This window comes from Sulfuricaulis limicola, from assembly GCF_002355735.1.
Lineage (GTDB): Bacteria > Pseudomonadota > Gammaproteobacteria > Acidiferrobacterales > Sulfurifustaceae > Sulfuricaulis > Sulfuricaulis limicola.
Genome location: NZ_AP014879.1, coordinates 1,059,598 through 1,086,244 on the forward strand (window position 1 = coordinate 1,059,598; position 26,647 = coordinate 1,086,244).

Sequence of the window (26,647 nt, forward strand, 5' to 3'; positions counted from 1 at the left end):
TAGAAACCGCAAATGAACGCCGCAACCATGAATGCAAGCAATCCCGGTTATGTCGTCGTCGAAGGACCGATCGGCGTGGGCAAGACCAGTCTCGCCGTGCGGCTGGCGGAGGTCTTCGGCGCCAGGCCCATACTCGAGCATCCGGAAGAGAACCCTTTCCTCGAGCGGTTTTACCAGTCGCGCAAGTCGTTTGCCCTGCCGACCCAGCTGTTTTTCCTGTTCCAGCGCGCGCGCCAGCTGGAACAGATCAAGCAGAGCGACATGTTCAGCAGCGGCTATGTTTCGGATTTCCTGCTCGACAAGGACAAGCTGTTTGCGCGCGCCAACCTCGACGATGACGAGTTGCGGCTGTACGAACAGGTATATGCCCAGATGAGCCTGAGCCTGCCGGTGCCGGATCTGGTGATCTATCTGCAGGCGCCGGTGGATGTCCTGCACGAGCGCGTGCGCCGGCGCGGTGTGGAGTACGAACGTCTCATCGACCGCGATTACCTGCAAACCCTGGTGGACGCCTATACCCAGTTCTTTCACCACTATACGGCTGCGCCCCTGCTGGTGGTCAACGCGGAGCGGATCAACATCGTCGACCGCGAAGCGGATTTCCAGACGCTGCTCTCGCACATCCGCAAGATCCGCAGCGGCCGCCACTTCTTCAATCCCCTCGTGGCCAACCTGTGAAGCCGGTCACGCTCGCCACGACCAGGGAGATGAAGCGCCGCGGCGAGAAGATCACCTGCCTGACCGCCTACGACTACAGTTTCGCCAGTCTGCTCGATACCGCAGGCATCGACATGATCATGGTCGGGGATTCCCTCGGCATGGTCATGCAGGGCCATGACTCCACGCTCCCGGTCAGCGTCGCCGACATGGTATATCACGCCCGCTGCGTGGCGCGCGGAACGAAGCGCGCGCTGATCATCGTCGACTTGCCGTTCATGAGCTATCAGCAAAGCCCGGCGCACGCGTTTGCCTCGGCGGGGCGCCTGATGCAGAAGGGCGGGGCGCAGGTGGTGAAGCTGGAAGGCGGCGAACCGATGGCCGAAACTGTGCGGTTTCTGGTCGAGCGCGGCATCCCCGTGTGCGCGCACCTGGGGCTGACGCCGCAATCGGTGCACCAGCTCGGCGGTTACCGCGTGCAGGGTCGTGAGGCCACGGCCGCGGAAAGGATACGCCACGATGCCAGGGTTCTGCAGGAAGCCGGTGCCTCGCTGCTGGTGCTTGAAGCGGTGCCGTCGGAACTGGCGAAGACGATTACCTCCGATCTGGAAATTCCCACCATCGGCATCGGCGCCGGCCCCGATTGTGACGGCCAGGTGCTGGTGCTGCAGGACATGCTCGGCATTTACCCGCGTCCGAGCCCCAAGTTCTCGAAAAATTTCATGCAGGGCGCCGCCAGCGTCGAGGCGGCGGTCAAATCCTACATCGAGGCCGTCAAGTCCGGCACATTCCCCGGGCCGGAGCACAGCTTTCATTCCGCATGATCACGGTTGAAACCGTCGCCGGGTTGAGGGAGCAGATCGCGCGGCTGCGGGAGGCGCGCAAGCGCATCGCCTTTGTCCCTACCATGGGCAATCTTCACACCGGTCACGTGCGCCTGATGCAGGAGGCGCGGCAACGTGCGCAAGCGGTGGTGGCGAGCGTCTACGTCAATCCATTGCAATTCGGTCAGGGAGAGGACTTTGATTCCTATCCGCGCACACCGTCGCATGACAAGGTGGTCCTGCTGTCCGCTGGCGTTGACCTGCTGTTCAAGCCGGCGGAGTCGGAGATGACCCCGCGCGGAAAAACCACCCGGACCTTCGTGGAAGTGCTGGGCCTGAGCGACGACCTTTGTGGTGCTTTTCGTCCCGGGCATTTTCGCGGGGTTACCACCGTGGTCAACCGCCTGTTCAACCTGGTGACGCCCGACGTCGCCGTATTCGGCAAAAAAGATTACCAGCAATTACTGCTGATCCGGCTCATGACCGACGATCTCGGCCTGCCGGTCGAGATCATCGGCGTGGACACGGTGCGCGAGCCGGACGGACTGGCCCTGAGTTCGCGCAACAGCTATCTCAGCCCCGATGAGCGCAAGACGGCGCCGCGCCTGTACGAAACGTTATGTCGTCTGCGTGACCGCGTGTTGCGGGAAGGCATGCATCTCGCGGCGGCGGAGGAAAATGCCGTCATCGATTTGCAGGCGGACGGCTTCCGGCCCGATTACGTGAAGATACGCCGGCAATCCGACTTGCAGCTTCCCGGTTCGGAAGATCGCCGGCTGGTGGCGCTGGCGGCGGCGTGGCTCGGACGTACACGCCTGATAGACAACGTCGAATTCGACCTGAAATCGTGATTTGAAAACCGGCGATTCAGGCCCGATAATATACAAACATCCTTCAGAGGCATTTTCGATGCGCCGCATCATGCTCAGAGCCAAGCTGCACCGCGTGACGGTCACGCATTCCGAGCCGGATTACGAAGGCTCGGTGGCGATCGACGGCCGCCTGCTGGATGCCGCCGATATCCGCGAATACGAGCGCATCGAGGTCTACAACCTCAGGAACGGTGAGCGTTTTTCGACCTACGCCATCCGTGCCGAGGAAGGTTCCGGCATCATCTCGGTCAACGGCGCCGCCTCGCACAAGGCCAGCCCCGGCGATATCGTCATCATCTGCGCCTATGCCGAGTTCGAGGAAAAAGAGCTGGCAGCCTTCAAGCCGCGTCTGGTGTACGTGGACGCGAGCAACCGCATCACCCATACGCGCAATTCCATCCCGGTCCAGGTCGCGTAGACTGCTTTTCGTTCCGGAGTTTGTTCCGGACTTGTCCTGCGCCTCTGCCGGCGATACTGTCGTCGCATTCCGGAGATGTGGCACATCGCGCACCGGTTTCCGGCCGGCACCGGCTGTGCGAAGTGCGCCAACGCCGTTTATCGCTTGATCCACTGAAGTTTTTATACTTGAGAAAATGGCTCGCGGTCGTAATTTGATGGGATCGATAAAAAGTGTTTAATTGTCGCGGATGAATGACGGATTGCCGGGATTTTTTCCACCACCCGCCCTTCGAAGCGCCGGGATGGTGATCATCCTGCTCTTGGCGGCCAGCTGCAGCTTGTCCAAATGCCAGAATGATAATGCCCCACAGGTGTTCTGTGATTCGGGCGATTTGCCGCCTTCCGGACCCGCCCCCTTTGTGCCCGCACCACCCACGCTTGAAGTTCCCACGACTCCGTACGCGGAGCTTTTCGTTTCGCCGACGGGTGGCGGCAGTGCGTGTACATTCGCCCAGCCTTGTTCGCTGACTCAGGCACGCGACCGCGCGCGTGTATTGAGCAGTGGCATGCCGGGGCACATTGTCATCTCGCTCATGGGCGGCCTCTACACCCTGGAAACCACGTTTGCACTTACCCCGCTTGACTCCGGAAAAAACGGCTATCGGATTTTTTATCAAGCCTATCCCGGGGAAACTCCTGTTCTTGGGGGTGGAATCAATATAACAGGCTGGGTGCTTTTTGACGGCAACAAGAATATTTATCGTGCCCCGGCCCCCGCTGGCTTGCGTACGCGCCAGCTTTACGTAAACGGAAAACGGGCCACGCGCGCAAGAAGCGATTTGCATCCATCGGGCTTTATAAAAACAGCGAGCGGTTATCTGGCCCCGGATGGAAGCATGGCGAGCTGGAGAAATCCGGCGGATATCGAGATTGTCGAGCTGGTTCGCTGGAAAAACCAGCGATGCGGCGTTGCCTCGATCAGCGGCACATCAATTACCATGAAGCAACCATGCTGGTCACTCTCCCAGGCCGCGCCACAAGCCATTCCGATGGGATTGCCCACCTGGATCGAAAACGCGTACGAGTTGCTGAATCAAAGCGGACATTGGTACCACGATCGCTCGGAGAACTATCTCTACTACATTCCGCGTTCCGGGGAAGACATGGCGATCGCAGAGGTCATCGCACCGGCGCTGGAGACGCTGTTGCGGATACAGGGAACCCCTGACGATCCGGTGCAAAATATAACGTTCAGCGGTCTGACATTCACGCACTCGACCTGGAATGGACCGAGTGACGCATCAGGATATCCAAGCGTGCAGGCAGGCTTTGTCTTGACCGAGTCTGGCGCCAAGATCAAGACCCCGGGTGATGTCTGGATTGACTATGCCCAGGGTATCGTCTTTTGGCGAAATACATTCAGGCAACTCGGTGCCACGGCACTGGTTTTCGGAAATGGCAGCAAACAGAATCAGGTCACGGGAAATATCTTTGAAGACATTTCCTCGGGCGCGATCACGATGGGCGATGTAGATCAACCGAATACTGCAGACCTCCGTAACGTCACCAGCGGGAACTGGATCACGAACAATTACATTGCCTCAACAGGACAAGACTACTTTGACAGCACTGGCATTTTTGTAGGTTATACGGACACCACGATCGTCGCTCACAACGAGGTTACCGGACTGCCTTATACGGGAATCTCGGTCGGGTGGGGCTGGGGTGAGTCGGATCCTAGCGTGGCCATGAACAACCAGATTATCAATAACCGGGTGCATCAGGCCATGCAGCGTCAGCAAGATGGCGGAATGATTTACACGCTTTCTGCACAACCGAATTCCGTCATATGGGGAAACCATCTGCTGGCACAGACATTTGACTACGCCGCCATTTATCTGGATGAGGGCACACGCCATTTTATTATTGGCGACAATGTGATCAGTTCCGCTCCCTACTGGCTCATGGATCATACGCTGTTGTCACCAGGCGATTACACCGTGAAGACCAACTATGTTGATGCCAGTGCCGCGTGCACATTCATGGTCAGACAACCGGCCATCGTGGTGCCCCTGGGAGGATGGACAACAGCGGCTCTGAATATCATGGATAACGCCGGCCTCGAGGCCGAATATCAGGATATCCGTCCGGGAGTATTGCGCCTGGAAGCGGAAACCTATGGCACGGCTGGATTGGATGTCGGCTACCACGATTCCGACATGATCAACGCGGGCGGTATTTTTCGCAACGACGGAGTAGATATCTATTCCTGCCTGACGTGTTCAAACGATCACATTGTAGGACAAATTCAGACTGGTGAATGGTTGACCTACTCCATCTATATTCCGAAATCGGGCTTGTATGACTTTGACTTCATTGTTGCAGCGGATAACACAAACAGTCGAATTCAGCTGATGATCGATGGAGTGCCGGCCGCCACGATGGCTGATGTTCCGGATACCGGTAATGCGGATATTTACCAATCCGCCAGACTCATGGGCGTGAACCTCCCGCAGGGTCCGCATATCATCCGCACGGCATTTACCGGATCTTTCAATTTCGATTATTTCACCATTACTCTGCGTCAATAGAATCGAATAAACCCGATATCCGGACATTAAGCGCCCACCCGCGTGGCGTGTGACGGCCACGCCGGTGCGCGGCGAGCCGCCGTGACTATTCCCTCTGCTGAAACAGGATCAGGGGGGGGGGCTGGCAAGGAAAAGGGCTGCGACATGGCAGCCCTTTTGTTTTTTGGTACCGAGGGTCGGAATCGAACCGACACGGTGTTGCCACCACCAGATTTTGAGTGGCCCTTAGGAAGTAGGGCGCGTTTACGATCAACCACTTGCATCGCTTGCCCGCGCCCGAACCCTATTTGAATCTCCGCATCTTCCAATCGCGCCCGGTTCCGCGCTGGCACAAATCTGGCACAGGCGTCTTGTCGCACTTAGTTCATCATAGGAGCGTGCAGCAAATTCGATTCATCCGACCGCCTTGCCCTTCCTCCTGAGTCACTGGTAACCCAGAGCCCCAGCCACCGCCACCGCGCTCACGGCCTCGCCGAGCGAAGGGGCTTGGGACCGAGTACTACTAGTGACTAAGGACGCCGTACCACCTTGCCTGAGGTTCCGCGGCACTGTGCCCGTGGGCATGAAGGGCTGGGCGCGGCCGGGGCCGGGGCCTTGAATTTCGATCCCCACTACCTTGCCAGATGGCTGCGGCCCCAAAACTGCCAGGAATCATACCAGAGGCCAAGGGTGCTGCCCTGCCCCCGCTTAGTGTAGGATTTCAGGAAAAGCTGTGTAGAGGAGGGGGGACCTGATCGCCTACCCGGATTCAAAACCAGCGACACTTTCTGCCGAAGCCTATCCCATCCGGCGACACCTTGTGGTCGGAGGCGCAAATGGCGCCGTATCCTATAAGAGGAAGTAACCGGATGCTAGGGTGAAAACGTTGTTAACGTCTCCCGCAGCGAGCAACTTAAAAAACGAAGACGATACAAACAAGAATTAGAAAAACCACTTCACTAAAACAGAAGTCATAGAGCCTAAATGGACCAATCTAAACTCAACTGGATTGCCAATTTCATCTGGGGCATCGCTGATGATGTTCTGCGCGACTTATATGACACTGAACAAGTACCGCTGCTGGAGGATGGCGGCATGGAGGCCTTCCTAAAGCGCGAGGTGTTGCCCCATGCTGCGGATGCCTGGTACGACCCTGAGAGCATCGAGACTGGTTATGAGGTCAGCTTCACCCGCTACTTCTACAAGCCACAGCCACTACGCACGCTCGAAGAGATCCGCGCCGGCATACTCGCGCTGGAGAAGGAAACCGAAGGACTGCTGGGAGAGATCATCGGGGGAACTATGCGGTGAACGATCTTATCCGCATCGCAACAGTCGAGCTCGCTCGCTTCCTATCCACCAAGCTGCCCACTTTGTCTCCAGACTGGTGGCAAAAGTCTGTGGTGGGCCGACTTAGCTTCCAGCAACAGCGGATGGTGCAGGAGCGAGGCTATGCGACGCTGCAACAGCTCGACTTTGCCGCACTGCTGCGGGTTCTGGATCAGAACTGGTACGAGCTTTCCAACGTCATCCGCGTCCCCCGTGAAGGCCGGACATGGGTGAAAGAACTGCAGACGGTGCGCAACAAATGGGCGCATTTATCGGCGGAGGCGATGCCCGCCAGCGAAGCATACCGGGATGCCGATACCCTTGGCCGTTTGCTGGCAATGATTGGTAGTGATCCTGCCTCGATCAATGCCGTCGAGTCGGCCAAGACCGCTGCCGTTACTGCGATGGCGGGGAGGGGAGGCCCCTCTTCCCAGGGGATGTCGTTGGACTCCAACGCAGCAGTCCTCGGCACGGCAGAGACGAAACCCAACGAGCCCGAGGCTCGCGTCACGGCGGCTCCAGCATCGTTATTCAAGATGGGCGACTTGGTTGCCCTTCGCTCAAATCCGGCTACGGTTATGCCCGTGATCGAAGTGCTTCCCGGTGGGGCCGAATGTCGCTACCGCGTGTTTCATAACAACGCTAAAGCCACCTACTATGAGAGGCAGTTACAGGCGCCTGCAGTTGCGGTGGATGAGCGCAGAATACTCACGGCCCATGAGCTGCACGCGCGATTGACGAGCCTGCAGATACTTTCGCCGTCGAGCGCCAATCTGTTCTCGCTGCGTTCCGGGCGGGTTCAGTTCGTGCCTTACCAGTATCGTCCGGTACTAAAGCTCATCCGTGCCGATCGCCCCCGTTTGCTGATCGCTGACGAGGTCGGCGTGGGCAAAACCATTGAGGCCGGATTGATCATCAAGGAACTGCGAGCACGGACGGACATTTCCTCAGTACTCATTATCTGTCCTAAGGCGCTGGTTGCGGAGCGCAAGTGGCTTGTCGAGATGAAGCGTTTCGACGAACACTTCACGGCACTCGATGGCCCGCTGCTTCGGCATTGTCTGCACGAAACGAATCTTGAGGGCGAATGGCCTGAACAGTACGCCAAGGCTATCCTGCCGTTCTCGCTCTTCGATTCCGATCTCCTGTTTGGACGCAGCGGACGAGGCGGAAGGAAGGATGAAGGTCTATTGAGTCTCGACCCGCCACCGAAATTCGATCTTGTGATCGTGGATGAGGCACACCACATCCGAAATGCCGAAACTTTCCTGCATCAGGGTGTGCGCTACTTCTGTGATAACGCGCAGGCTGTGTTGCTGCTCACTGCGACGCCGGTGCAGTTGGGGAGTGATGATCTTTACACGCTGCTTAATGTGCTTCGCCCCGATCTGATTATCGACCACGCCAGCTTCGAACAGATGGCTGAACCGAATCGCTCTATCAATATGGCGATTCAGCATTGCCGCGCGGCACAAAAGGGTTGGCAACGAGAGGCGCGCACCTGTCTGGATGAGGTGGCCCAGACCGAATGGGGTCGTTTGTTCATTCGTGAATCGCCAGCCTTCCAGAGCATCCACGACCGGCTGCAGGAGGATGGCCTCGGCGACACGGATCGGGTGGGGCTCACGCGCGCCATCGAAGAACTCTATACCTTCAGTCCACTGATCAACCGGACGCGCCGTCGGGACATTGGCGAGTTCACTACCCGCAAGCCCGAAACGGTAACTGTGGAATTCACGGGCGAGCAAAAGCGATTGCACGACGGTTTGCTCGACGTGGTTGCGCGGATTCTGGCCTTTTGCCACGGCCAACAGAACGTGAAGTTCATGATGACGACGATTCGTCGGCAAGCGGCAAGTTGTCTCTATGGCTTGGCGCCACTCCTGCAAGACATGCTCACTGGTAAGCTCGACCGTTTGGAGCTGATGGAAGCCAGCGATGGTGATGAGGACATTGATCTGGGCTTCATTGATCAGGTTCGGGCGGACATCAATGCCCTGCTCGAACAGGCGCGCAATCTCGATCCATATGACCCCAAGGTAGCGGCATTTACCAAAGTCCTCCTCGACAAGAACAAGCTGACCAACAACAAGGTGCTGGTGTTTAGCACGTTTCGTCATACATTGGCTTACCTGGCTGCGCACACGCAGCGCACGGGCTTGCGTTATGGTCTGATCCACGGCGATGTACCTGACGAAGAGCGAACCAATCTGCGTCGCCGCTTCGCGCTGCCCAGGGAAGATGCGGACGGGCTGGACGTGCTGCTTTCCTCCGAAGTCGGCTGCGAGGGCCTGGATTTCCAGTTTTGCGACCTGCTCATCAATTATGACCTGCCCTGGAACCCAATGCGGATCGAACAACGCATCGGCCGTATTGACCGCTATGGCCAGAAAAGCGAGACGGTTGCCATTGTCAACTTCGTGACTCCGGGAACCGTGGACGCCGACATTTACGAACGCTGTCTCTGGCGCATTGGCGTGTTTCAGCACGCGGTGGGTGGCAGTGAAGAGATTCTTGGAGAGATTACCCAAGAACTCCATGACATTGCCGAGAGCTTCAACCTGACGCCAGATGAGCGGGAGAGGCGACTGACACAACTCGCGGATAATGGCATCCGCCAGATCCGTGAGGAACAAGAACTGGAGTCGAAGCAAGCCGAACTGTTTGGCCTGAACATCCCGGGTCAGTACTGGCGGCAAGAGATTGAGGCAGCGGAAACCTACTGGCTGTCCTCCGCGGCCATGCACCGCTGTGTGTCGACCTATCTTTCGTTACGCTTGGGGAGTGACATCGAGCAACTCTTGGGAGAAAAGCCACTAAAGACCCTGCGGCTGAGTCAGGATGCGAGAAATAAATTGCTGGATGACTACAGGCGCCTGCCACGTTCCATAGAGCTAATTGCACGCGACTGGGAAAAGTGGCTGAAGGGAGCACAGCCTACAATGGCTGTCACCTTCGATCAGACGACCGCCGCCGAAAACCCAAAAGCTGCACATCTATCCGTTGTGCATCCGCTGGTACGTCAGGCGGCCCATTACCTTGAGCTGGATGAGCCAACTTACGTCAGTTTGTCGGTAGAAGACGCCGACCTGCCGCCTGGCGAGCATCGCTTCGCCCTGTACCGCTGGACAAAGCATGGGGTCAAACCTGATGAGGCACTGGTTGCGGTGGCGGCCGATCCTGCCGTTGAAGCCGCGCTGCTGAAGATTCTGCAATCAGCCACAGAAACCGGAAATGCCGCTTTGCCAGAGGCTGTCGAGTGTGATGCACTCGATGTTCGGCATCATGGTAAGTGGACTGAGGCGCAAGCGAATCACATTGCCGAGAACCAACAATTGGTGGAGCAACGCATTCAGAGCCTAACGGTGAGTCACGGGGCGCGCTGTAAAGCCATCGAGGACCAGATTGCCCGCGCCACAAACGACAAGATTCGGTTAATGAAGGAAAGCGAGCTAGTCCGCGCCAACGCAGACTTCGCCAGGCGCCTGGAGCAGATTCACAAGGCGGCGAACAGTGCCGATATTTTGGCCGCGCCGGTAGTATTTGGGACGATTGCAATAATGTCGGGGGAGGCCAAGTGAGCTTTCTCGACGAGGTTAGGAAGGACAGAGAGCCTCTGGCCCACGTTCTGAAAAAGCACCGCGGAATTCGTAAGATCGTTGAGGACCTGTATCCCGACCGGGCACACTTCATCTACGAACTTCTCCAGAACGCCGAAGATGCAGGCGCCACGCAGGCGAGATTCGTGCTTTGCCAAGATTCTGTCAGCTTTGAGCACAATGGCCGTCCTTTCACCGAGAAAGACGTATGGGGCATAACGGACATCGGCGAAGGAACAAAGGCCGGCGACGAAGACAAAATTGGCCGTTTCGGCGTCGGCTTCAAAGCTGTCTTTGCTTACTGTGAAACCCCCCATATTTATTCGCCAACATTCTCCTTCAAGATCTCGGAACTGGTCTTGCCGACGGAACTTACACCTAACTCAGGGCTTGGCAAGAACACCTGCTTTCAGTTTCCCTTCAACAACCCCAAGAAGCCCGCGCCAGCGGCCTACGAAGAAATCAAAGTGGGACTTGAGGGCCTGGTCGAAACGACACTACTTTTCCTCTCACATCTGGAGTCAATCCGATGGAAGATTGGGCAGCAGCCAGCTGGCGAGGTTCTGCGGATCAAACATTCCGAGCATCACATCGAAGTGTTGAAGCAGTCCGGCGGAAAGCCGACCACAAGCTCCCATTTCCTCCAGTTTACTAATCCAGTCACAGGGCTGCAGAAGCAGTACGTTGCTGTCGCGTATGAACTCGATTTCTTGCCTAACATTGCTGCGTTTGATGCCAACAAGCCGTTGGACAAGCAACTGAAGATCAACCCTGCCAACCCGGGACGAGTTGCGGTGTTCTTCCCAGCGGAAAAAGAAACCTCTGGCCTGCGTTTTCATCTGCACGCGCCATTTGTGCCAGAGTTGAGCCGGGCCAGCATCAAGGAAACCCCGGCCAACGGTCCGCTGTTCAAGCAACTTGAACGACTGGCCGCGTCCTCATTGCACACCGTGCGCGATCTGAAGCTCCTGACCAGTGATTTCCTGGCTGTCCTGCCCAATCAGCAGGATGATATTCGGGAACGGTATCTGCCCATCCGCGATGCCATCATTGTGGAAATGAACGACAAACCCTTGACGCCCACGCACTCGAAGTCGTACGCACCTGCCAAGACCTTGTTGCAAGCCAAAGCGTCGCTCAAAGAGTTGCTGTCGGAAAAGGACATCGAGTTTCTGGTTGATTACAATGAAGATCCGCCTCAGTGGGCAATTGGAGCCTCACAGAAGAATAGCAACATGGATCGTTTTCTGTCCGGACTGGCCATCACTGAGTGGGATACTCAGCAGTTTGTGGAGCTGCTATGCAACAAAACAGGCACTAACCCATACAGCTTTTTGCCGCCGAAAAACGTAAGCCCCGACGAGGTCATGGCGTGGCTCTCTTCCAAGCCAGAAGAGTGGCACCAGCGGATGTATAGTCTTATTCGTGAAGATTTCTTGGTGGGTCCCGACTACAAGAGAAGGCGATCCATTGAACGACTTAAGCCGCTTCGCATTGTCCGGCTCAATGATGGTACCTACAGCGTCGGGCGCAAGTGTTACTTTCCCGGTGACGAAGTAGAGTCCGATGAAATTCTGCCTCGCGTCGCCAAGGGCGTGTACTCATCCGGCAAGAGCAAGGCAGAGCAGGATGAAGCCAGAAAGTTTCTGGAAGAGCTTGGAGTGCGGATAGTTGGTGAGGTTGAGCAGATCGAAGTGATTCTAACGACGCGATACACCTATGAGGCCGAGGTGCCGGATGAAGACGTATATCGTAGGGACTTAGAGCGCTTCATCACATTGGTTGAGAAAGAGCCGGTTCATGCGGAGTTATTCGCTGATGCGTATATCTTCCATCGGGCCTGTGACGACTGGAGTAAACCCGGTGATGTGTTTCTCGACTCGCCTTACCTCGATACCGGACTGAGCGCCTATTATTATGTCCTTGGAGAAAATGCGAAGAAGGCGGCTTTGGCTCAGAGCTATCAGAACTGTGGGATCCCAGTTGAAAAAATAGCGAAGTTCGCACAAGCGGTCGGTGCGCAAGCCAAGCTTGAGATCCAATTGACTTCATGTTATTCGAATCCAGACGTCGATCGATTGGTGTGGGCCGCGCCGGGAGGATGGTCGGCGCGTTACGGTATCAATGAAGATTGGACGATTGAGGGCGCAGAAGAGTTGCTGGCGAGGAACGACGAAGCACTGTCACGCTTAGTCTGGAAAACGGCCTGCGATAAAAAGGATGACGACTGGCTTACGGCAAAATTCCGCAATAATTCTCAAAACCAAGTCAGAGAGGCTGCATCACAACTGGTCTGCATATTGAGAGACGCCGCATGGATACCCCAAACGGACGGGCGGTTTGTCCGTCCACCAGAAGCTTCAAGAGAGCTACTTCCAAGGGGGTTCGCCTTCGATAAGGGCTATGAATGGCTGAAGGCAATCCGCTTTGGCGAAGAAGTGGAAAATCGCTCAGAGGAGTACAGGGAAAAGCAGGTCACGGCAGAGAGATTGGGGTTTACCGACGCGGATACCTTTGAACGGGCCAAACAGTTCGCTGCGCTTCCTAAAGGTGAGCAAGAACGCATTCTGGCAGATGCGCAACGCAGGCAGCCCGCTGAACTTCCTGATCACGAGCCCCGGAACCCTGAACGGCGGGAAGCGCATGTGGGTGGACAAGCCACCGAGGCGCCCGAACGGCTCACCGAGGTGCGCACGCGCACCGTCTCCGTGGGGGTTGCGGAAACGAAACAACAAGCCGAGCAATATCTCCGTCAGCAATATACGAATCCCAACGGTGAGATGTTCTGCCAAATGTGCAGGACACCGATGCCCTTCACGCTCGACGACGGCAACTATTACTTCGAGAAGGTCGAGTTCCTTCCAGAACTGAAGAAGCGCCACTACCAGAACTATCTGGCGCTGTGCCCGAATCACGCGGCCATGTTCCTGTACGCCAACGGATCACGTGATCGGATGAAGGACATTTTTGTCGAACTCACGGGCAACGAGCTTCAAATCGTTCTGGCGCAGAAGCACTTCATGATTTACTTCACCAAGACCCACATTGCCGACTTGAAAAGGGTTATCGAGATTGACCAGCGGGAGGCAGAATTGGCCCCGAGCGACACTATCGACGGAGATGCGTGATCCATGTCTACCCAGCGTTATTCTGTTACCCCACATCCGATCGAGACCATCCTCACTTGGGTCAAGTCCGGCGAGATCGCCATCCCGGAGATCCAGCGTCCCTTCGTGTGGGAGGCGACGAAGGTGCGCAACCTGCTGGACTCGCTCTACCAGGGCTACCCCGTCGGCTACCTTATCGCCTGGCGAAACCCGACGGTCAAGCTCAAGGACGGCACGCCCTCGGCAGGCAAGCGTATTCTGATTGACGGCCAGCAGCGAGTCACCGCATTTATGGCAGCGCTACTCGGGCGGGAAGTGCTGACCAAGGACTACGAGACGGTCCGCATCCGGATCGCTTTTCATCCGCAAGAGGAGAAGTTCGAGGTTTGGAACCCGGCTATCCGCAAGGACGTGGCCTGGATCGAGGACGTGGCCGAGGTCTTTGCGCCCGACACCAGCCTCACCGAGTTGACCGACACTTACACCGAAAAGAACCCTGGAGCTGATCGCAGGCGCGTGTCGCGCGTGCTGGAGAAGCTGCGCAAGATCATCAACAACCACGTCGGTTTAATCGAGCTGGCCGAAGATCTCGACATCGAGACCGTCACCGAGATATTCATCCGCGTGAACTCCGCCGGGACGGAGCTCTCCCAGGCCGATTTCGTTATGTCCAAGATCGCCGTCAATGAGACCTATGGCGGCAATCTTTTGCGCAAAGCCATCGACTACTTCTGCCACCTTTCCGTGGCGCCGGAGTTCCTTGCGCGTATCGAGAAGGGTGACAAGGCGTTCGCCGTCTCCGAATTCCTGCCCCAGATGCGCTGGCTCAAGGACATCAACGACGACATCTACGATCCGACCTACACCGACATGCTGCGTGTGGCATTCACATCGGAGTTTGGGCGCGGCAAGCTCCAGGACCTGGTGGCGCTGCTTTCCGGCCGCAACTTTGAGACCAAACAGTTCGAGGAGGTGATCGCTGAGGACTCGTTCGGGCGCCTCAAGAAGGGCATCCTCGCTTTCATCAGCAAAACGCACTTCGACCGCATCACGATGATTCTGCGCTCGGCGGGTTTTGTGACCAGCGACCTGATTGGCGGGCGTAACGCGGTCAACTTCGCCTATATCCTCTACCTGCGCGGTCGAGCCGAGAACATGCCAGCGGCAGACCTCGAAAGGCTGGTGCGTCGCTGGTACGCCATGTCGATTCTGCGCGGACGCTACACGGGCAGCCCCGAGACCGCATTTGACCTCGACATCCGCCAGGTCGCGGCACGCGGGCTCGCGAGCTACGCCGAGTCGGTGATCGAGAACGAGCTGCCCGAGAGCTTCTGGACTGGGATGCTCCCGCAACTCATGGATACGTCATCAGGCCAGAGCCCCTATTTTCTCGCCTACGAAGCGGCGCAGGTGAAGCTTGGTGACAAGGGCTTTCTATCGCGGGATATCACTGTGCTCGACCTGCTGATGAACCGCAGCGACGTACACCACGTATACCCGAGAGAACACTTGAAGGCGCAGGGCCTTTCAAAGGGTCGTTACAATCAGATCGCCAATTTTGTATTGGCCCAGAGCGAGATCAACATCGCCATCGGCAAGAAGGCGCCGGAGAAGTATTTCGCGGAGTTGGCAGAACAGTGCGCGGGCGGCAAGAAGAAGTACGGCGGCATCACGAAGGCAGCTGAGATGCGCACTAACCTGCGCATGCATTGCTTGCCTGAGTCATTGTTGGATGGCGATATACCGGCCTATGACGACTTCCTCGAAGCGCGTCGAAAGCTCATGGCACAGAAGATCAAAATATGGTTTGAGGCACTGTGATGATCGTGGATTTCAAACCCTATCCAGCGATGAAGGACTCTGGCCTGCCGTGGTTGGGGGAGGTGCCGGAGCACTGGGATATCAAGCGCGCCAAAAACCTGTTCCGTTGCGTCGATGTTCGGTCAGAAATAGGCGAGCACCTTGTCGAGTACGCCGAGAAGTTGGCGAAACCGCGTGTCGTGGAAACCAGTGGCACAAATCTGGCACAAGAGGAAAACGGTACTGAAAATCAAAAGGGCCACATCGCTGTAGCCCCTTGATTGGATTGGTACCGAGGGTCGAAATCGAACCGACACGGGATCGCTCCCACCAAATTTTGAGCGGTCTTCAGGAAGTAGGGCGCGTTTACGATCAACCACTTGTATCGCTTGCTCGCGCCAGAACCCTATTTGAATTACCGCATTTTCCAATCATGCCCGGCGCCACGCTGGCACAAATCTGGCACACGCCGGTTTGTTCTTGGCCGAAACGTTTCTCTTCGAAGAACATTTACAATTTCGACACATTATGCCAACCTGTCGACGGCATCGACAAGTGCCGGAAACGGGTCGATAACTGAGAAAAAGTCATATCGATGAAAGTTTCGACCCAGCCAAGCCTTATGACGCGCTGCCGCCACTGCTTCCCAACTCGCATATTCTGAACCACGGTCACGATAATCAACCCGTTACGCGCCTAGGCTCCGCGCGTCCGTGACTCAGATGGCCAGGAATGGACGGGGTGGACGGGGGCGCGTCACGTTTTGGTCGCGGTGATCGCGACCGGCCGAACGCCTCACCATGTCGCACGCATCGGAATGCCGCTCATGTTCCGTTCGCGGCCTTTGGCAGTCAGCTCCGCGGTTGGCTTATTCGAATTCATGATTACGCCCATTATCATGAATATTTAAGGGTGCTGAGTATTCAACGTCGCCGAGTGCCACTAGTGGCCGGTTAGCGCCCGGAATCGTTCGGGAATCTGCTAGTCGTTCGACGATATGGTTCTGAATCAGATCAGTTCCAGCAACCACGAAGGGTGGTGTAAAAGTGCAAATTGTTAAGAAGCCTACACGTACTCAATAGGCAAACATATGAGTGGAATATCGCGCAAATACGGTTTGAGCTTTCTCGGGGCCGCTGAGCTCTTGGCTGATTCGCTCACGATAAATTCTTTTTACCAAGGATTGGCTCGAGTTCGGTACGTGTTAGTCGAGAGAGATAGAGATAAGTGGGATGTGGCTATTATCGTAGCGCATGCCTTTACGAAAGATGAGAAGACGCCGGAACCGACCAAGGAATTGGACTACTCGTCAGTTCGGCTATGCGAGGATTGGGTGCCTCTCAATTCTTTTGTGCAGTGCTTCAAAAACGCCAGGCTCGAATTACCAAGCATATGTTTTCCGTTCGTAAAAAATCGAAGCCGAGATCGAACGTTCCTCAGTGGTAACAATAGATTTCATCGGAGACCCGGACATCTATACACCGTCGATTGGCAAGATACCACGCATGCCAATCACGACATCTTGCTTTCCTATAATTTGCCGTACTGCCCTGATGTGCTAGCAGCAGTAAGGCACTGGACAGGGCTCGTTGAGCTTACGGACAGTCATGTCTATCGAGGAAAGTTTCTGTTGTTTGTTCCCGAATGTCGCGCTTACATAGGAAAATTGGCGCGTGTCGGGAATGAGCTTCAGATCAAGGTCGAAAGGATCCAATCTTGCGAATCGAATCTTTGTATAAAGGGCGCCTACTGGACGGATTCGCAAGAAATGAATTATGAGCCGCTGGAAGCGACGGTCAATATCGACGGATCGGCTACGTTGTCGCTGCCCGAGGAGGTACGCAGACTCGAGCTATTTCTATTAGGGCCAAGCGAAACGCTCTACGACTATCATCGTGAAGGGCGTTGGCCTCTAGAAGGAACCACAAGCGTTCTTACTGTTGAAAAACCAATTACGTCAGATGAGAAAATTATTCAGCAAGCAATCAAATCGGGCGAAGGCGTTACTTTCGAATTTAAGCCGTATATTGCTCCGTCAAACCCTAAATTTAAGGAAGTAATTCGCACCGCTATAGCGTTCGCCAATAAGTCCGGTGGTTATATCTTCTTGGGCATCGCCGATGACTGTCAGGTACTCGGCGTCGAACACGAGTTAGTGAATCAGAATCGGAATACTGTTATCGACTTTGAGCAACAGGTCAGTCGGTATATTGGTGCAGTGCTTCAAGCGCTTCGAGGACGAATTGTCCCGTCCGTTAACGTTGAAGTTACCTCCATCTCGTTTGCTGGTCACCGCGTGATAATTGTAAAGGTCCCACCGGGAAACGAGATGCCATATCGAGACGCCCAAGGCGATCACCTGTACATTCGTCGTGGTGCAAACAATGTCCTACCAAACAATGAAGAACTTAAAGAGCTATTGTCGCCTCCCAAGCAGCCGGATGACCTTTTGTGGAGGAATGCATAGTTCGGCCAAGGGAAAACACCTTAACGCAAAATAGGGATCGGGACATTAGTAGACGTCTTCACAAACTTCTTAAGACGTCCTGTTCTTTTCTTGGTTTATGCCAAAGCCCGTTGGTCCGTTACAATCCGGCAACGAATCAACAGGTGATACTTCATTTTGGCACAGTAACGTACAAGCTAGAATCGTCCCATGCAAACAGCCCAAGACTACATCAATCAGACAGCGAGCGCCGTGAAGCATCTCTTTGCTGGCATTGATCACTACATTCAGATTCTCCGCAGTGCACCAACACCTGTATTGATAACGGACAACAAACAGAGCGATGCAATACTTAAGTCATGGATCACGGCTAATCAGGCAGACATCGAACGAAGTCGAGACGCGCAGCGCAAATTCTTCGCGGAGAAACATGCTCTTGCCACATTGTGTGGGTCGATTTTGCAAATAGCGTCGATGGCAATACGGCGCTATTCCAAAAATGAATCGGTGCCGCCCGAGTTTTTGGCGTGTATAGGAACCAACAAGAATGCCATGCGCCATTGTATTGGTCGGCGTCTGCGGGAAGTGCCTATTGGGCTATTAATCTACGCTGGTCGTAATCATTACAATCACCTCGAAGAAGGCAAGTTACATGAACCGAATTTAACGATTTTCGAGATGATGGCGACCAACCACACATATGGTTTTGGAATACGCGATCCGGCATTCGATCTGCACGGAAACGTGGGCTGGAATCTTCCCAGCAATGTGACAAGCATTTTGGAGTGGCGCGCGTACGAACGCTACGAGGCCGACATGTCGCAGTTGCTCACCATTTGACGCATTAAACGCAAAAACGATTGGCGTCAGTCATTTTGGCTCGGGGTCGGACTTGAATGTTTGAAGTAGGAGTTAGTTCTGTTCGCATCGGTGGTGCGTCATCATCGGATATCGTCGTGTTTGCTGGTGCAGCGGAAATCCATGTCTACCGTCAACGTTGTGATTTGTGTCTTGCGCAGCACGCGGTTAGATAGTGCGGACAGAAAGAAGCGAGCGCCATACTTCCGCGCCCAGGAGCACCGGTTCCTGGTCTATAACGTTCGTAAGGACGTTCCGTGTCAATGGAGCGGCCGCTGGCCATGCTTGGGCGTAGCGCAGGAGAATGTCGCCAAGCTGACGTACAGCCGTGAGTGGATCCGACGCGCGGGCTACTAAAGCTGCCGTTTCCAATAAATGGCTAAGGTGTCGTTGTGCTAGGTTTGTCGATTCCGGCATCAAGCTATCTGGCATGGGTCCCGGGTAGCGAATCGCCAAGTCTGCCGCCAATGCAGTGAGGGCACGCGTTATATTTGCCTTAGCGTCATCTCCTATGAATGGCATAAGGGCAGCGGTGATTACCAAACACAGGTGGCTATCGTTTGAGTTTTTCCGACTGATATCGGCAAGATCTATCCGGCGTGCAAGTTGGTCAATTCGCGGGCGTTGATCGGCGTTTATTGCCGGGCGGCACAAGGCTGCAAAATATTCCCACGCGCCCCGAGACGCAATATCGGCTTCGAGCGTGCCGATTAACCCTTCCATTTCTGAAACCGCATCATCATCAGATGCCGCGATACCGGGCAGTCCTATCGGTCGTAGCGTCAGGAACGAACCAAGATCGTTGTTGGCAGCACGCCGATTGCGCAAAAGGCTCCAGCTTTGCATTGTTGCACCGCCGACCGTCACGTGCAGTAAAGGCGACACTGTTTGAATAACCTCTGGCGTAAATATCTCGTCACAACGTTCGTCGCCGGCCACGTAAGCGATCACATGGAACAACAGATCCTCCGACGTGATAGCTTCGGGGTGTGCGGCAGCTGCTTCGTATTCGCCATTTCGAAGAAGCATGTTAGCGATAGATCGCGGTACTCTGATGCGGCGGAAATCTGCATCAACACTGTCGGCATCATAGCCCGCGCTCAACACAACAGAGGCAATACGATCGGCATGAGTCCAGACAAGAACTAGGCGATCAGTAGCAGAACATCTAAGCCAGTCTTCATCCTGTTCAAAATGGACGTCTGTCCACTTCAGCAATGTCGAGAACAATCTTGCGTGCGCCTGCCATACAACGAAAGCCTGCGACGCCAGCTCGACGAACATCGGGTTTCGGTGGTGATCTTCTGCTACCGTGCGAAGCAGTGCCAAGACGTGAGTGCGCTCAAGGGGTGTCGTAGCCGACTCGAGAAGCTCCTGAAGTGTTCGAGAGCGCGTATCCGGGGTTAGCGCGCGAAATGCGCGTAGGATAGGTTCTGGCAACTTTACTGGGAGCCCCCACAGTCGCGTCACTGCACCACTAGGGCCATATTCAGTGATAAGGGTATCCGCAGCTGCGTTCAATCTTTGAGCGAACGTCTGGTCATTTCCGGCCACCAGGCGAAGATGCTCTAATAATGCAGTGGCAGATGGTGGATCGAACGCTCTGTACTTTATTCTCGCGCCAGCAGCAATTTGCGCGTGCAGATCCGAGTACCTTGCGACGACGCTGCGTTTGCGAAATTGATTCAAGGCATCAATGCGCTCCATGGGCGTCGGCAAATGCACGAGCTGGTCAATCGCAACAGCGCGCGCGGCCGAATTAATATCAAACCAGTCGATGTTGCTCGTCAGGACTTCTCGTCGGCGCGCGATCGACCGATCTAGCAGCGCAAAAGCCGGATCACGTAGTACTTGGCGGTAACGGCGCGGACCAATGGTGATGGTGTGCATGTGTCCAGGCACACGTCGCACAATGAGCCGTTTCTCGCCATGGATGTTTCGCAGGTGCGTGCTGCCATAGGATAAAGCATCGCTTACGGCATTCCACCAACGGACCGGATCAAAGGAATCGCCAGCGATGTGCAATACCTTGCGGATCGTTATTCCAATCGATTTGATAAAACGCGGGTCGGCATACAACGCTGTACGAATGGTGTGCGGAAGTCGTTGCACGAGTCTCATGATCTGGCGGCGAATCCCAGCTCGATAGTACCGCGGCTGATTTGCCGACGAGTGCTCTATGAATTCAACTAACAAACCGGTGGTAATTTCGGTCACCTTTTTTAGAAGGGCCTGATCTTTCGTTATGCGCGGGCCAATAACAATTTCCCAGATCCATCTTGTATAAGTGCTCCAACGTTGGTCATTACTGCCCGATTGATTAGTGATAGCTTCAATTAGGAACCTCGAGAATTGCAGAGCAAGGAGAGAGACGGTCCTTGTGTCGCGGTCCGCAGCAAGGTCGGTACGATGATGCAACAAATAATCGAGCCGCAGACTCTCCCAGACCCAGTTTGACATCGCCCATAGCGATGCCTCGGGGAACCCGTCTAACTTCCAGAGCGCGACAATCACCTCCTGTGTGACTTTACGCAATGACAAAAGAAATGGAAGTTCATTGGGACGACCGGTCATGTCTGGTGGCAAATTCCGAACCTTTATGTGATTGTCCAAAAGGGCAGCGCGCGCCATATAGCGACGGATGGTTGCGAGCGCGGGCGTTTCGGAAAGTGCTCCGTTAACGACAGGGGCTACGGAAAGATGGTGAAGCACTTCTTCAGGTTCCACCGGTATAAACATCGCTCCAGCTGCGCGCAGGCGGATAAACGCATCGAAATACTCCTCTTTCGAAATGTGTGCAGTTTCATGGAGGGCAAGCAGGACGTCAGTAGTCCCGATTATCGGGATGCCGTTGCCATTTCGCGGGTAACTTGAGACATGTCGATCATCAATACACGCAATAGCACTTGGCTGAGTGGGTGCTGTGATAATGTCGATGAGACACTGTTCGATCGAAGAACGTGGGCGCTCGGATTCCAGTACATCGGCATCTCCATCAGCATCGATCGCAACGGTTGTCGCTATAAATTGATAGCGGCCGCGGGCGATTCCGTCGGCAATCCGCTGCCGAAGCGCCCCGAGCATACTAGACATGTTTGTATCGCGATCTGCTTGCTCCACTTCGGCCCTGGCCGATTCAATCTCGGCAGGATCGAGAATGATTTGAAAGTAGCGCGTAAGTACATCGGTCAAATCGTTGTCCGCGAGAACTGAGAACGTGTTTTCAAGAAACAGGACCTTCGCGCCTACTGAAATCTCAATCGCACTTTGCTGCCCGGCAGTTTGGCCGAGTTGCTCAAGAAGGCGTGCATGGCGGTCCGCCGCAATACCGCCGGCCTTATGTAAGGCATCGATGACGTCGCGCATGCTACGAAAGTGATCTCGATGCTGCGGGATCTCTTGGCTAACCTGGTCGAAGGCGATCACAATGACATCGGGCGACGTTTCGATTGCGCGCTCGAGCACCTTCAGCGCACGTTCGGAGCGAATCGGCGGTCCGTCGTTCTTCACGACAACCTCAATGACCGTAAGCATCTTCCGATGGATCGCTGTCAGTACTTTCCGCAGGGACTCTATCCTGTGCGGTTGGCCAGGGGTTATAGCGCTTTGCAGTTCGAACAAGGCCTGTGGCGCAGCGCGGGAGATGTAGATAGGGGAGGGGAGTGCTTCCAGCCGCGAAAGCAGATTGAGCTGATTTGCAAGCAACAACGCTGTGATATCGAGATGGATCCTCCATGTCGTCAGCTCTGGCAATAGTCCGAGATTCGCCAAGCGGGCGCCGTGACGTACGAAAACTGGTCCGCTCTCCTCAAACGGATTGTTTTGAGGAGGCAGGGTGTAAAGCCGTGCAAACGTATTTGCTGCCAAGGCTGGAAGGACGTGCACCGGTGCAACACCATCCGAATATTGGCGTTCCACTTGGCCTGCATGCGCACGAAACTCGCGCATACGCTCGATCATTTGTTCGAGCGTCATCATTTGTACGACACCCGAACCATCCTGCGCGAGCGCGTGGATGTCCTCCATCAGGTGTGACGCCTCATGATCAAGCCCCAGACGAAAAGCTTGGTTCAGCGCAGCTGGTGCGAGTTCTCGTGGAATCCCGTCAGTAACTGCTTTTCGCCAAAGTTGGCGAGCGAGATCTGCATCCTCGACTCCGACGATGCTCGCAAGCTGCAGAGCCTGAGTGGTATCCAAGGAGTTTTCCTCAAGTGCACGTCGTACCGCTGGAATCGCGGCACGTATGTCACCCGTACGGAAGCGCAGATTCGCCAGCATCATCTCGTCGCTGATATCTCGCGTCTCGACCGCTATTGAGGCAGCCTGCTGCAAGGCGGTGACCGTGTTTCCCACCGCATGATGGGCTTGCACCTCAATCGCCCGAAGATCGCGCGGCAAAGCACGGCCCGGAAAAGCACTGCGATGTGTTTCTAAAAGTTCAAGTGCACGACGCGGTTCGTTGGCATTAAACGTAGCGTGAACCGCAAGTCGCACAGCTTCGGACGTGGCGAACTGAAGCAGTCCTGGAACGTGGTTCGCGACGGCGTTCCAGCGTTTTGCCTGGGCCAAGACACGCGCTGCCGCCATGGCAACGGGAGGCGGAGGAGTCTCGTTCATTAGTTCGGAAAAAAAAGTCTCAACAGCCCCCCAATCGTTCGTCAACTTGGCCTGCTGGGTGAGCTGCATTAAGCGTCGCCCCTTAACGGATGGCGTGTTCGCATTCGCTCCGGGATCGTCTTTCTGAGCTCCAAGCTCGGCTAGATGTTCTTTCAAAATCTCTTCGGCACGTGGATTATCGAACAAGTGTGTGGTCTGTCGTAGCAGCAATTCGGCATCAGCCGGTTTTCCGTTTTCGCCGAGTATGAGCGCACCCACGAGTGCTTGTTGCGCGTCTGCGGCTTTCCGATCGATTGCTTCCCGGATCGCGCCAAGGCTCCGTTCACGATCAAACTCATATCCGCGTGCAAGCGCCCAAAGTATCGCCAGTGAGTTGGCGGGAGCCTTGCTAAGTACATCCTGACAGCGTTTTTCGGCGGAGGTGAGCCGGTTTCGCAAATTGCTTTCACATGCCAGGGCCCACATGCGATCTTGTTCTTGGGTTGCTTTATCGAGCCCATCGTTCGCGAGGGTATCGAAACGTCTCATGGCTTCAATCAAATACCCCCGCGCTTCGTCGTCGTCACGAACAAGATCCAAATCAACCGGGTTCAACATCATCGCCCAGTCAATCGGCGAGAGCGGCGAGAGCGCGACGTTGTAGCGGATGATTGCGCCCGAACGGCGGATGGCAGGCCAACTCGGCGCAAGCTGCTCAGCACGCAGCATAGCGTTCATCGCTTCCCGGCGCCTGCCGGCGAGAAGCTCGGCGAACGCGCGCAGTCGTTCAGTTTCCGGGTCAGGGGTCGTTAGACGGCTGTCCTGATTAAGGAGCGCTAGGGCGTCATCGTAATGCCCGAGCTCCAAGAGCATCGCAATTTTGAGGTGAAGCCCGTCACGGGTAGTCGGTTCTCCGAGAACTGTCAGCCCCTTGTCTGATCCCTCAGTTCGGCAAGCAAGCAGAGCGCGCAACCGCGGTTCATCTGGAAGAGCAATGCCATCCGCACGATCGAGCAGTTCCTGGGCCCTATGGATTTCACCATGCTGAAGTCGTAGCGAAGCCTGAAGCCTAATGACTCGGGCTCTTGTTTTGGCGTTAAGTCTTTCCCACGACTTGCCCTGTTCCAGCGCGCACAGCTGTTCTTCGACCGCTTTGACTTCGCCACGACGGATCCCATCGGTCGCCACGTCTAGCTGCTTATCTACTTGTACGGCTAGTTCTTCTTGGAGCGTCGTAATCTCCGATACCAGCACTCTGTTAAAGGTTGCGGTGTCTTTCGCGGATGCGCTGTCCGCACCCATAGCCGGCGGTGCCACGGTGCTTGTCCCGCAAATTCTTTGCACCAATTCGGGGTTAAGATACTGGGAGACGATCCCAGGGTGGGGACGCAGCTTGTTTTCCAGTTGACTGGGTGCCCAGACTTCGTACTCCAACCCTAACTCGCGAAATCGTGCCTTTTCTATTTTGATATCAGCTTCGCGTTCCTTGGAATTAACGGGTGCTGCAACCATCAACACAAAACGCCTAATGCCCTCATTTTTCCAGTGCGTTTCCCAATGGCGCAGGAAGTCGTCAGACCAAGCAGGTATATAACCTTTTTCGATTTTTTTGTAGCACTTGCAAGAGGCGACATCCAATCCGCCTGATTTAAGCTCGCCATAGAGATCGATGCCGAACTGCTTATCGCGTGCAGCTCCGTAAAGATCGGCACGTTTAACCCCCGGTTCGTGCTCCATGATTGCGACTCCAAGTCGCTCGAAGGTTTCCGCATCGAGTTCATGGAACGCTAGTGGTGTGGAGCGATTCGGGCTTGGTGTGATGGGCATCGTCACTACGAAAATTGCGGCGAATCGTTCCTTTTTATTTGACGTCATACCGACCGTCGTGGCCGAATGAACCCGGGTTCGATTATTATAATTCAATTAATTCATGATTATGGCTATTATCATGAATGGGTCGTAGAACAGCGAAGAAGAAGTTTGTCGAACAGACTGAATATCACACCTGTTTCTTTATCAATGACTGCTCCTAGTCGCAAGGAGACCGGCCTTCTTATCGGCCATTGTGCTGCAGGCGTGCTCAGTCTTTGCAGGGATCTGGGTTCTCACCGGTCACGGGCGAAGCGTACTCGTGAGTCCGGTCTGTAACGAGGCGAAGCTTTCCCTGCCCGCGGGGCACAAGGCGGGTTTTGAGGTCATGCACTGAGACCTCGGCGCCGGGCGTGAACAAGGCTTCGAGCAGCTCTCGTTCGAGATCTGCGCGTCCACCCTGGATGATGTTCCGGTGTCTCATGGGTTAACGATCCAAGCCTACCTCAACTCGCCGCGAACGCAACGGCAACTCGGGTACTGTTTGTCGTATCTGGACGACCACGCGACTCTGAAGCTTGATGGCATCAGTTGTTTCAGGTTTGGGGCAGCGATCAGGCTGGTAGAAGGGACTTTTGCGCGCCACTTAAAGTGGCGCAATACGCATATCGCGCCAATAAGACCAAATCTTTTGGCGCGATATTGATGATCTATCTATAAAATCAGGATAAAACACAAAATAAATCGCGCCAAAAACTGCCCGAAAGCCTGTCGCGCAACAACGAGGAGGCTGCCGAACTCGACCGTCCTACAGGCTGTTGCCCGATTTCCGGCGGGGGATCTCGGTCGACTGGTCGCAGCGCCATGGGTCGTGTTGTATTGCGGAAAAAGGCCTGTCTCAATTCCTAGGTAGTTATGCATAAGTACCTAGGTATTGTGACATATGTGTTGGCCCTGGCCAGAGGCTAGGGGTCTACATCGGCCCCGTCGCTGGTAATCGTTCGTTCGCTGGACAAAACAGTTCACCCATGCGAATAAGTGGTGGTCTTGTTATCCGCCATGAATCACATCAAGGCCAGGCGGGGAGCCAAAGCAGTATTTCAACATCCCTTGTTATTGGAAAAAACTTAACATTTATCGCCGGTTATTCGAATATTCTTAACAATTCCCGGACCTAGCCGCCCTTTAATGCGAAAAATCCAACAACCGCCTGCGCCGGAGATTGTCTATGGCGGCGCCAAGTCGAAGGAGTCGGTCACCATCTCGCGCGAGGTGCGGGCCGCGCGGCTGCGCGGATTTGACTGTGAAGCCATTAACAGGATCATGAACGGATTATTTGACACTATTCACAACATGCCACTGAACGAAGCGGATAATCGCCGCCTATCCACGTGCGGCCACGCATAGGCAGGCCGGTACGTGCTGCCCAAGCTTCAGGCTGCGTAAACCTGGGGTGCGTCCTCGATTACGCGCCTCCTGACCGTGAACGAGCGCCGCGGCTTTGAATCGTGAGTAGTTTTTGTAGAAATCTCTTGACCGTCGAGGGGCGGACATTGCCCAAGCAGAGTCGGCGTAGCGCCCCGGCCAGCGCTGTATAAGTTTCAGCAAAACGACATTCTTTTCCTGAAAAAACTTGCGCGTAAATATAATGCAACCTATTGAGAAAAGATTGCTTTCCAGGATATACGGGCGCGGGAGGGGGTGGCCGTTCACCAAGATCGATTTTGCCGCCGAGTTTGTAGTTTTAAGAGCCCCTGACCATCTGCCGTTATTCAGCGTTA

12 protein-coding genes and 1 pseudogene are annotated in these 26,647 nt (G+C 55.3%); 12 read left to right on the plus strand and 1 reads right to left on the minus strand.

Annotated elements, in window-relative coordinates; all coding sequences use genetic code 11:
- Positions 1–12 precede the first annotated feature (12 nt).
- The 11 genes and pseudogenes from SCL_RS05265 (at position 13) to SCL_RS05325 (ending at position 18,443) form a co-directional block, all read left to right on the plus strand.
- Positions 13–678 carry a deoxynucleoside kinase gene (locus SCL_RS05265; protein ID WP_231969834.1) on the plus strand — a complete coding sequence of 222 codons (666 nt, stop codon included), beginning with the start codon at positions 13–15 and terminating at the stop codon, positions 676–678.
- Positions 675–1,481 carry a 3-methyl-2-oxobutanoate hydroxymethyltransferase gene (gene panB, locus SCL_RS05270; protein WP_197702721.1) on the plus strand — a complete coding sequence of 269 codons (807 nt, stop codon included), beginning with the start codon at positions 675–677 and terminating at the stop codon, positions 1,479–1,481. Before SCL_RS05265 ends, panB begins: the two co-directional genes overlap by 4 nt.
- The gene (gene panC, locus SCL_RS05275; protein ID WP_096360251.1) at positions 1,478–2,332 is read left to right on the plus strand and encodes a pantoate--beta-alanine ligase; all 855 of its coding nucleotides are present in this window, start codon (positions 1,478–1,480) and stop codon (positions 2,330–2,332) included. Before panB ends, panC begins: the two co-directional genes overlap by 4 nt.
- A 58-nt stretch (positions 2,333–2,390) precedes the next feature.
- The gene (gene panD, locus SCL_RS05280) at positions 2,391–2,771 is read left to right on the plus strand and encodes an aspartate 1-decarboxylase (RefSeq protein WP_096360252.1); all 381 of its coding nucleotides are present in this window, start codon (positions 2,391–2,393) and stop codon (positions 2,769–2,771) included.
- 283 nt (positions 2,772–3,054) lie between these two features.
- Positions 3,055–5,343: a carbohydrate-binding protein gene (locus SCL_RS05285; RefSeq protein ID WP_172425932.1), complete on the plus strand. Its 2,289-nt coding sequence runs from the start codon at positions 3,055–3,057 to the stop codon at positions 5,341–5,343.
- A gap of 1,029 nt (positions 5,344–6,372) precedes the next feature.
- Positions 6,373–6,633: pseudogene (locus tag SCL_RS05290) on the plus strand (SAM-dependent DNA methyltransferase); the annotation flags it as partial.
- Positions 6,630–10,232 carry a DEAD/DEAH box helicase gene (locus SCL_RS05295; protein WP_096360254.1) on the plus strand — a complete coding sequence of 1,201 codons (3,603 nt, stop codon included), beginning with the start codon at positions 6,630–6,632 and terminating at the stop codon, positions 10,230–10,232. The pseudogene SCL_RS05290 and the gene SCL_RS05295, both read left to right, overlap by 4 nt.
- Positions 10,229–13,378: a sacsin N-terminal ATP-binding-like domain-containing protein gene (locus SCL_RS05300; protein ID WP_096360255.1), complete on the plus strand. Its 3,150-nt coding sequence runs from the start codon at positions 10,229–10,231 to the stop codon at positions 13,376–13,378. Before SCL_RS05295 ends, SCL_RS05300 begins: the two co-directional genes overlap by 4 nt.
- Before the next feature lie 3 nt (positions 13,379–13,381).
- Complete coding sequence (locus SCL_RS05305) at positions 13,382–15,178, plus strand: GmrSD restriction endonuclease domain-containing protein (RefSeq protein WP_096360256.1); 1,797 nt, start codon at positions 13,382–13,384, stop codon at positions 15,176–15,178.
- A 1,069-nt stretch (positions 15,179–16,247) separates the two neighbouring features.
- Complete coding sequence (locus SCL_RS05320; protein ID WP_096360259.1) at positions 16,248–17,624, plus strand: AlbA family DNA-binding domain-containing protein; 1,377 nt, start codon at positions 16,248–16,250, stop codon at positions 17,622–17,624.
- Positions 17,625–17,813: 189 nt separating this feature from the next.
- Complete coding sequence (locus SCL_RS05325) at positions 17,814–18,443, plus strand: hypothetical protein (RefSeq protein WP_096360260.1); 630 nt, start codon at positions 17,814–17,816, stop codon at positions 18,441–18,443.
- Positions 18,444–18,629: 186 nt separating this feature from the next.
- Here the strand turns inward: SCL_RS05325 and SCL_RS05330 are convergent, their stop codons facing one another.
- On the minus strand, positions 18,630–24,932 hold the full coding sequence (locus SCL_RS05330) for an HTH domain-containing protein (protein WP_096360261.1): 6,303 nt from the start codon (positions 24,930–24,932) through the stop codon (positions 18,630–18,632).
- Positions 24,933–26,054: 1,122 nt separating this feature from the next.
- Here SCL_RS05330 and SCL_RS05340 point away from each other — a divergent pair.
- Entirely contained in the window at positions 26,055–26,273 is a 219-nt protein-coding gene (locus SCL_RS05340; RefSeq protein WP_096360263.1) for a hypothetical protein, read from the plus strand.
- The last annotated feature ends 374 nt before the right edge of the window (positions 26,274–26,647 follow it).

Bases quoted from the DNA above. Each gene is read 5' to 3' on its own strand.
- SCL_RS05305 (WP_096360256.1), top strand. From the start codon at position 13,382: ATGTCTACCCAGCGTTATTCTGTTACCCCACATCCGATCGAGACCATC.
- SCL_RS05340 (WP_096360263.1), top strand. From the start codon at position 26,055: ATGCGAAAAATCCAACAACCGCCTGCGCCGGAGATTGTCTATGGCGGC.
- SCL_RS05285 (WP_172425932.1), top strand. From the start codon at position 3,055: ATGGTGATCATCCTGCTCTTGGCGGCCAGCTGCAGCTTGTCCAAATGC.
- SCL_RS05320 (WP_096360259.1), top strand. From the start codon at position 16,248: ATGAGTGGAATATCGCGCAAATACGGTTTGAGCTTTCTCGGGGCCGCT.
- SCL_RS05330 (WP_096360261.1), bottom strand. From the start codon at position 24,932: ATGACGTCAAATAAAAAGGAACGATTCGCCGCAATTTTCGTAGTGACG.
- SCL_RS05325 (WP_096360260.1), top strand. From the start codon at position 17,814: ATGCAAACAGCCCAAGACTACATCAATCAGACAGCGAGCGCCGTGAAG.
- SCL_RS05265 (WP_231969834.1), top strand. From the start codon at position 13: ATGAACGCCGCAACCATGAATGCAAGCAATCCCGGTTATGTCGTCGTC.
- panC (WP_096360251.1), top strand. From the start codon at position 1,478: ATGATCACGGTTGAAACCGTCGCCGGGTTGAGGGAGCAGATCGCGCGG.
- panD (WP_096360252.1), top strand. From the start codon at position 2,391: ATGCGCCGCATCATGCTCAGAGCCAAGCTGCACCGCGTGACGGTCACG.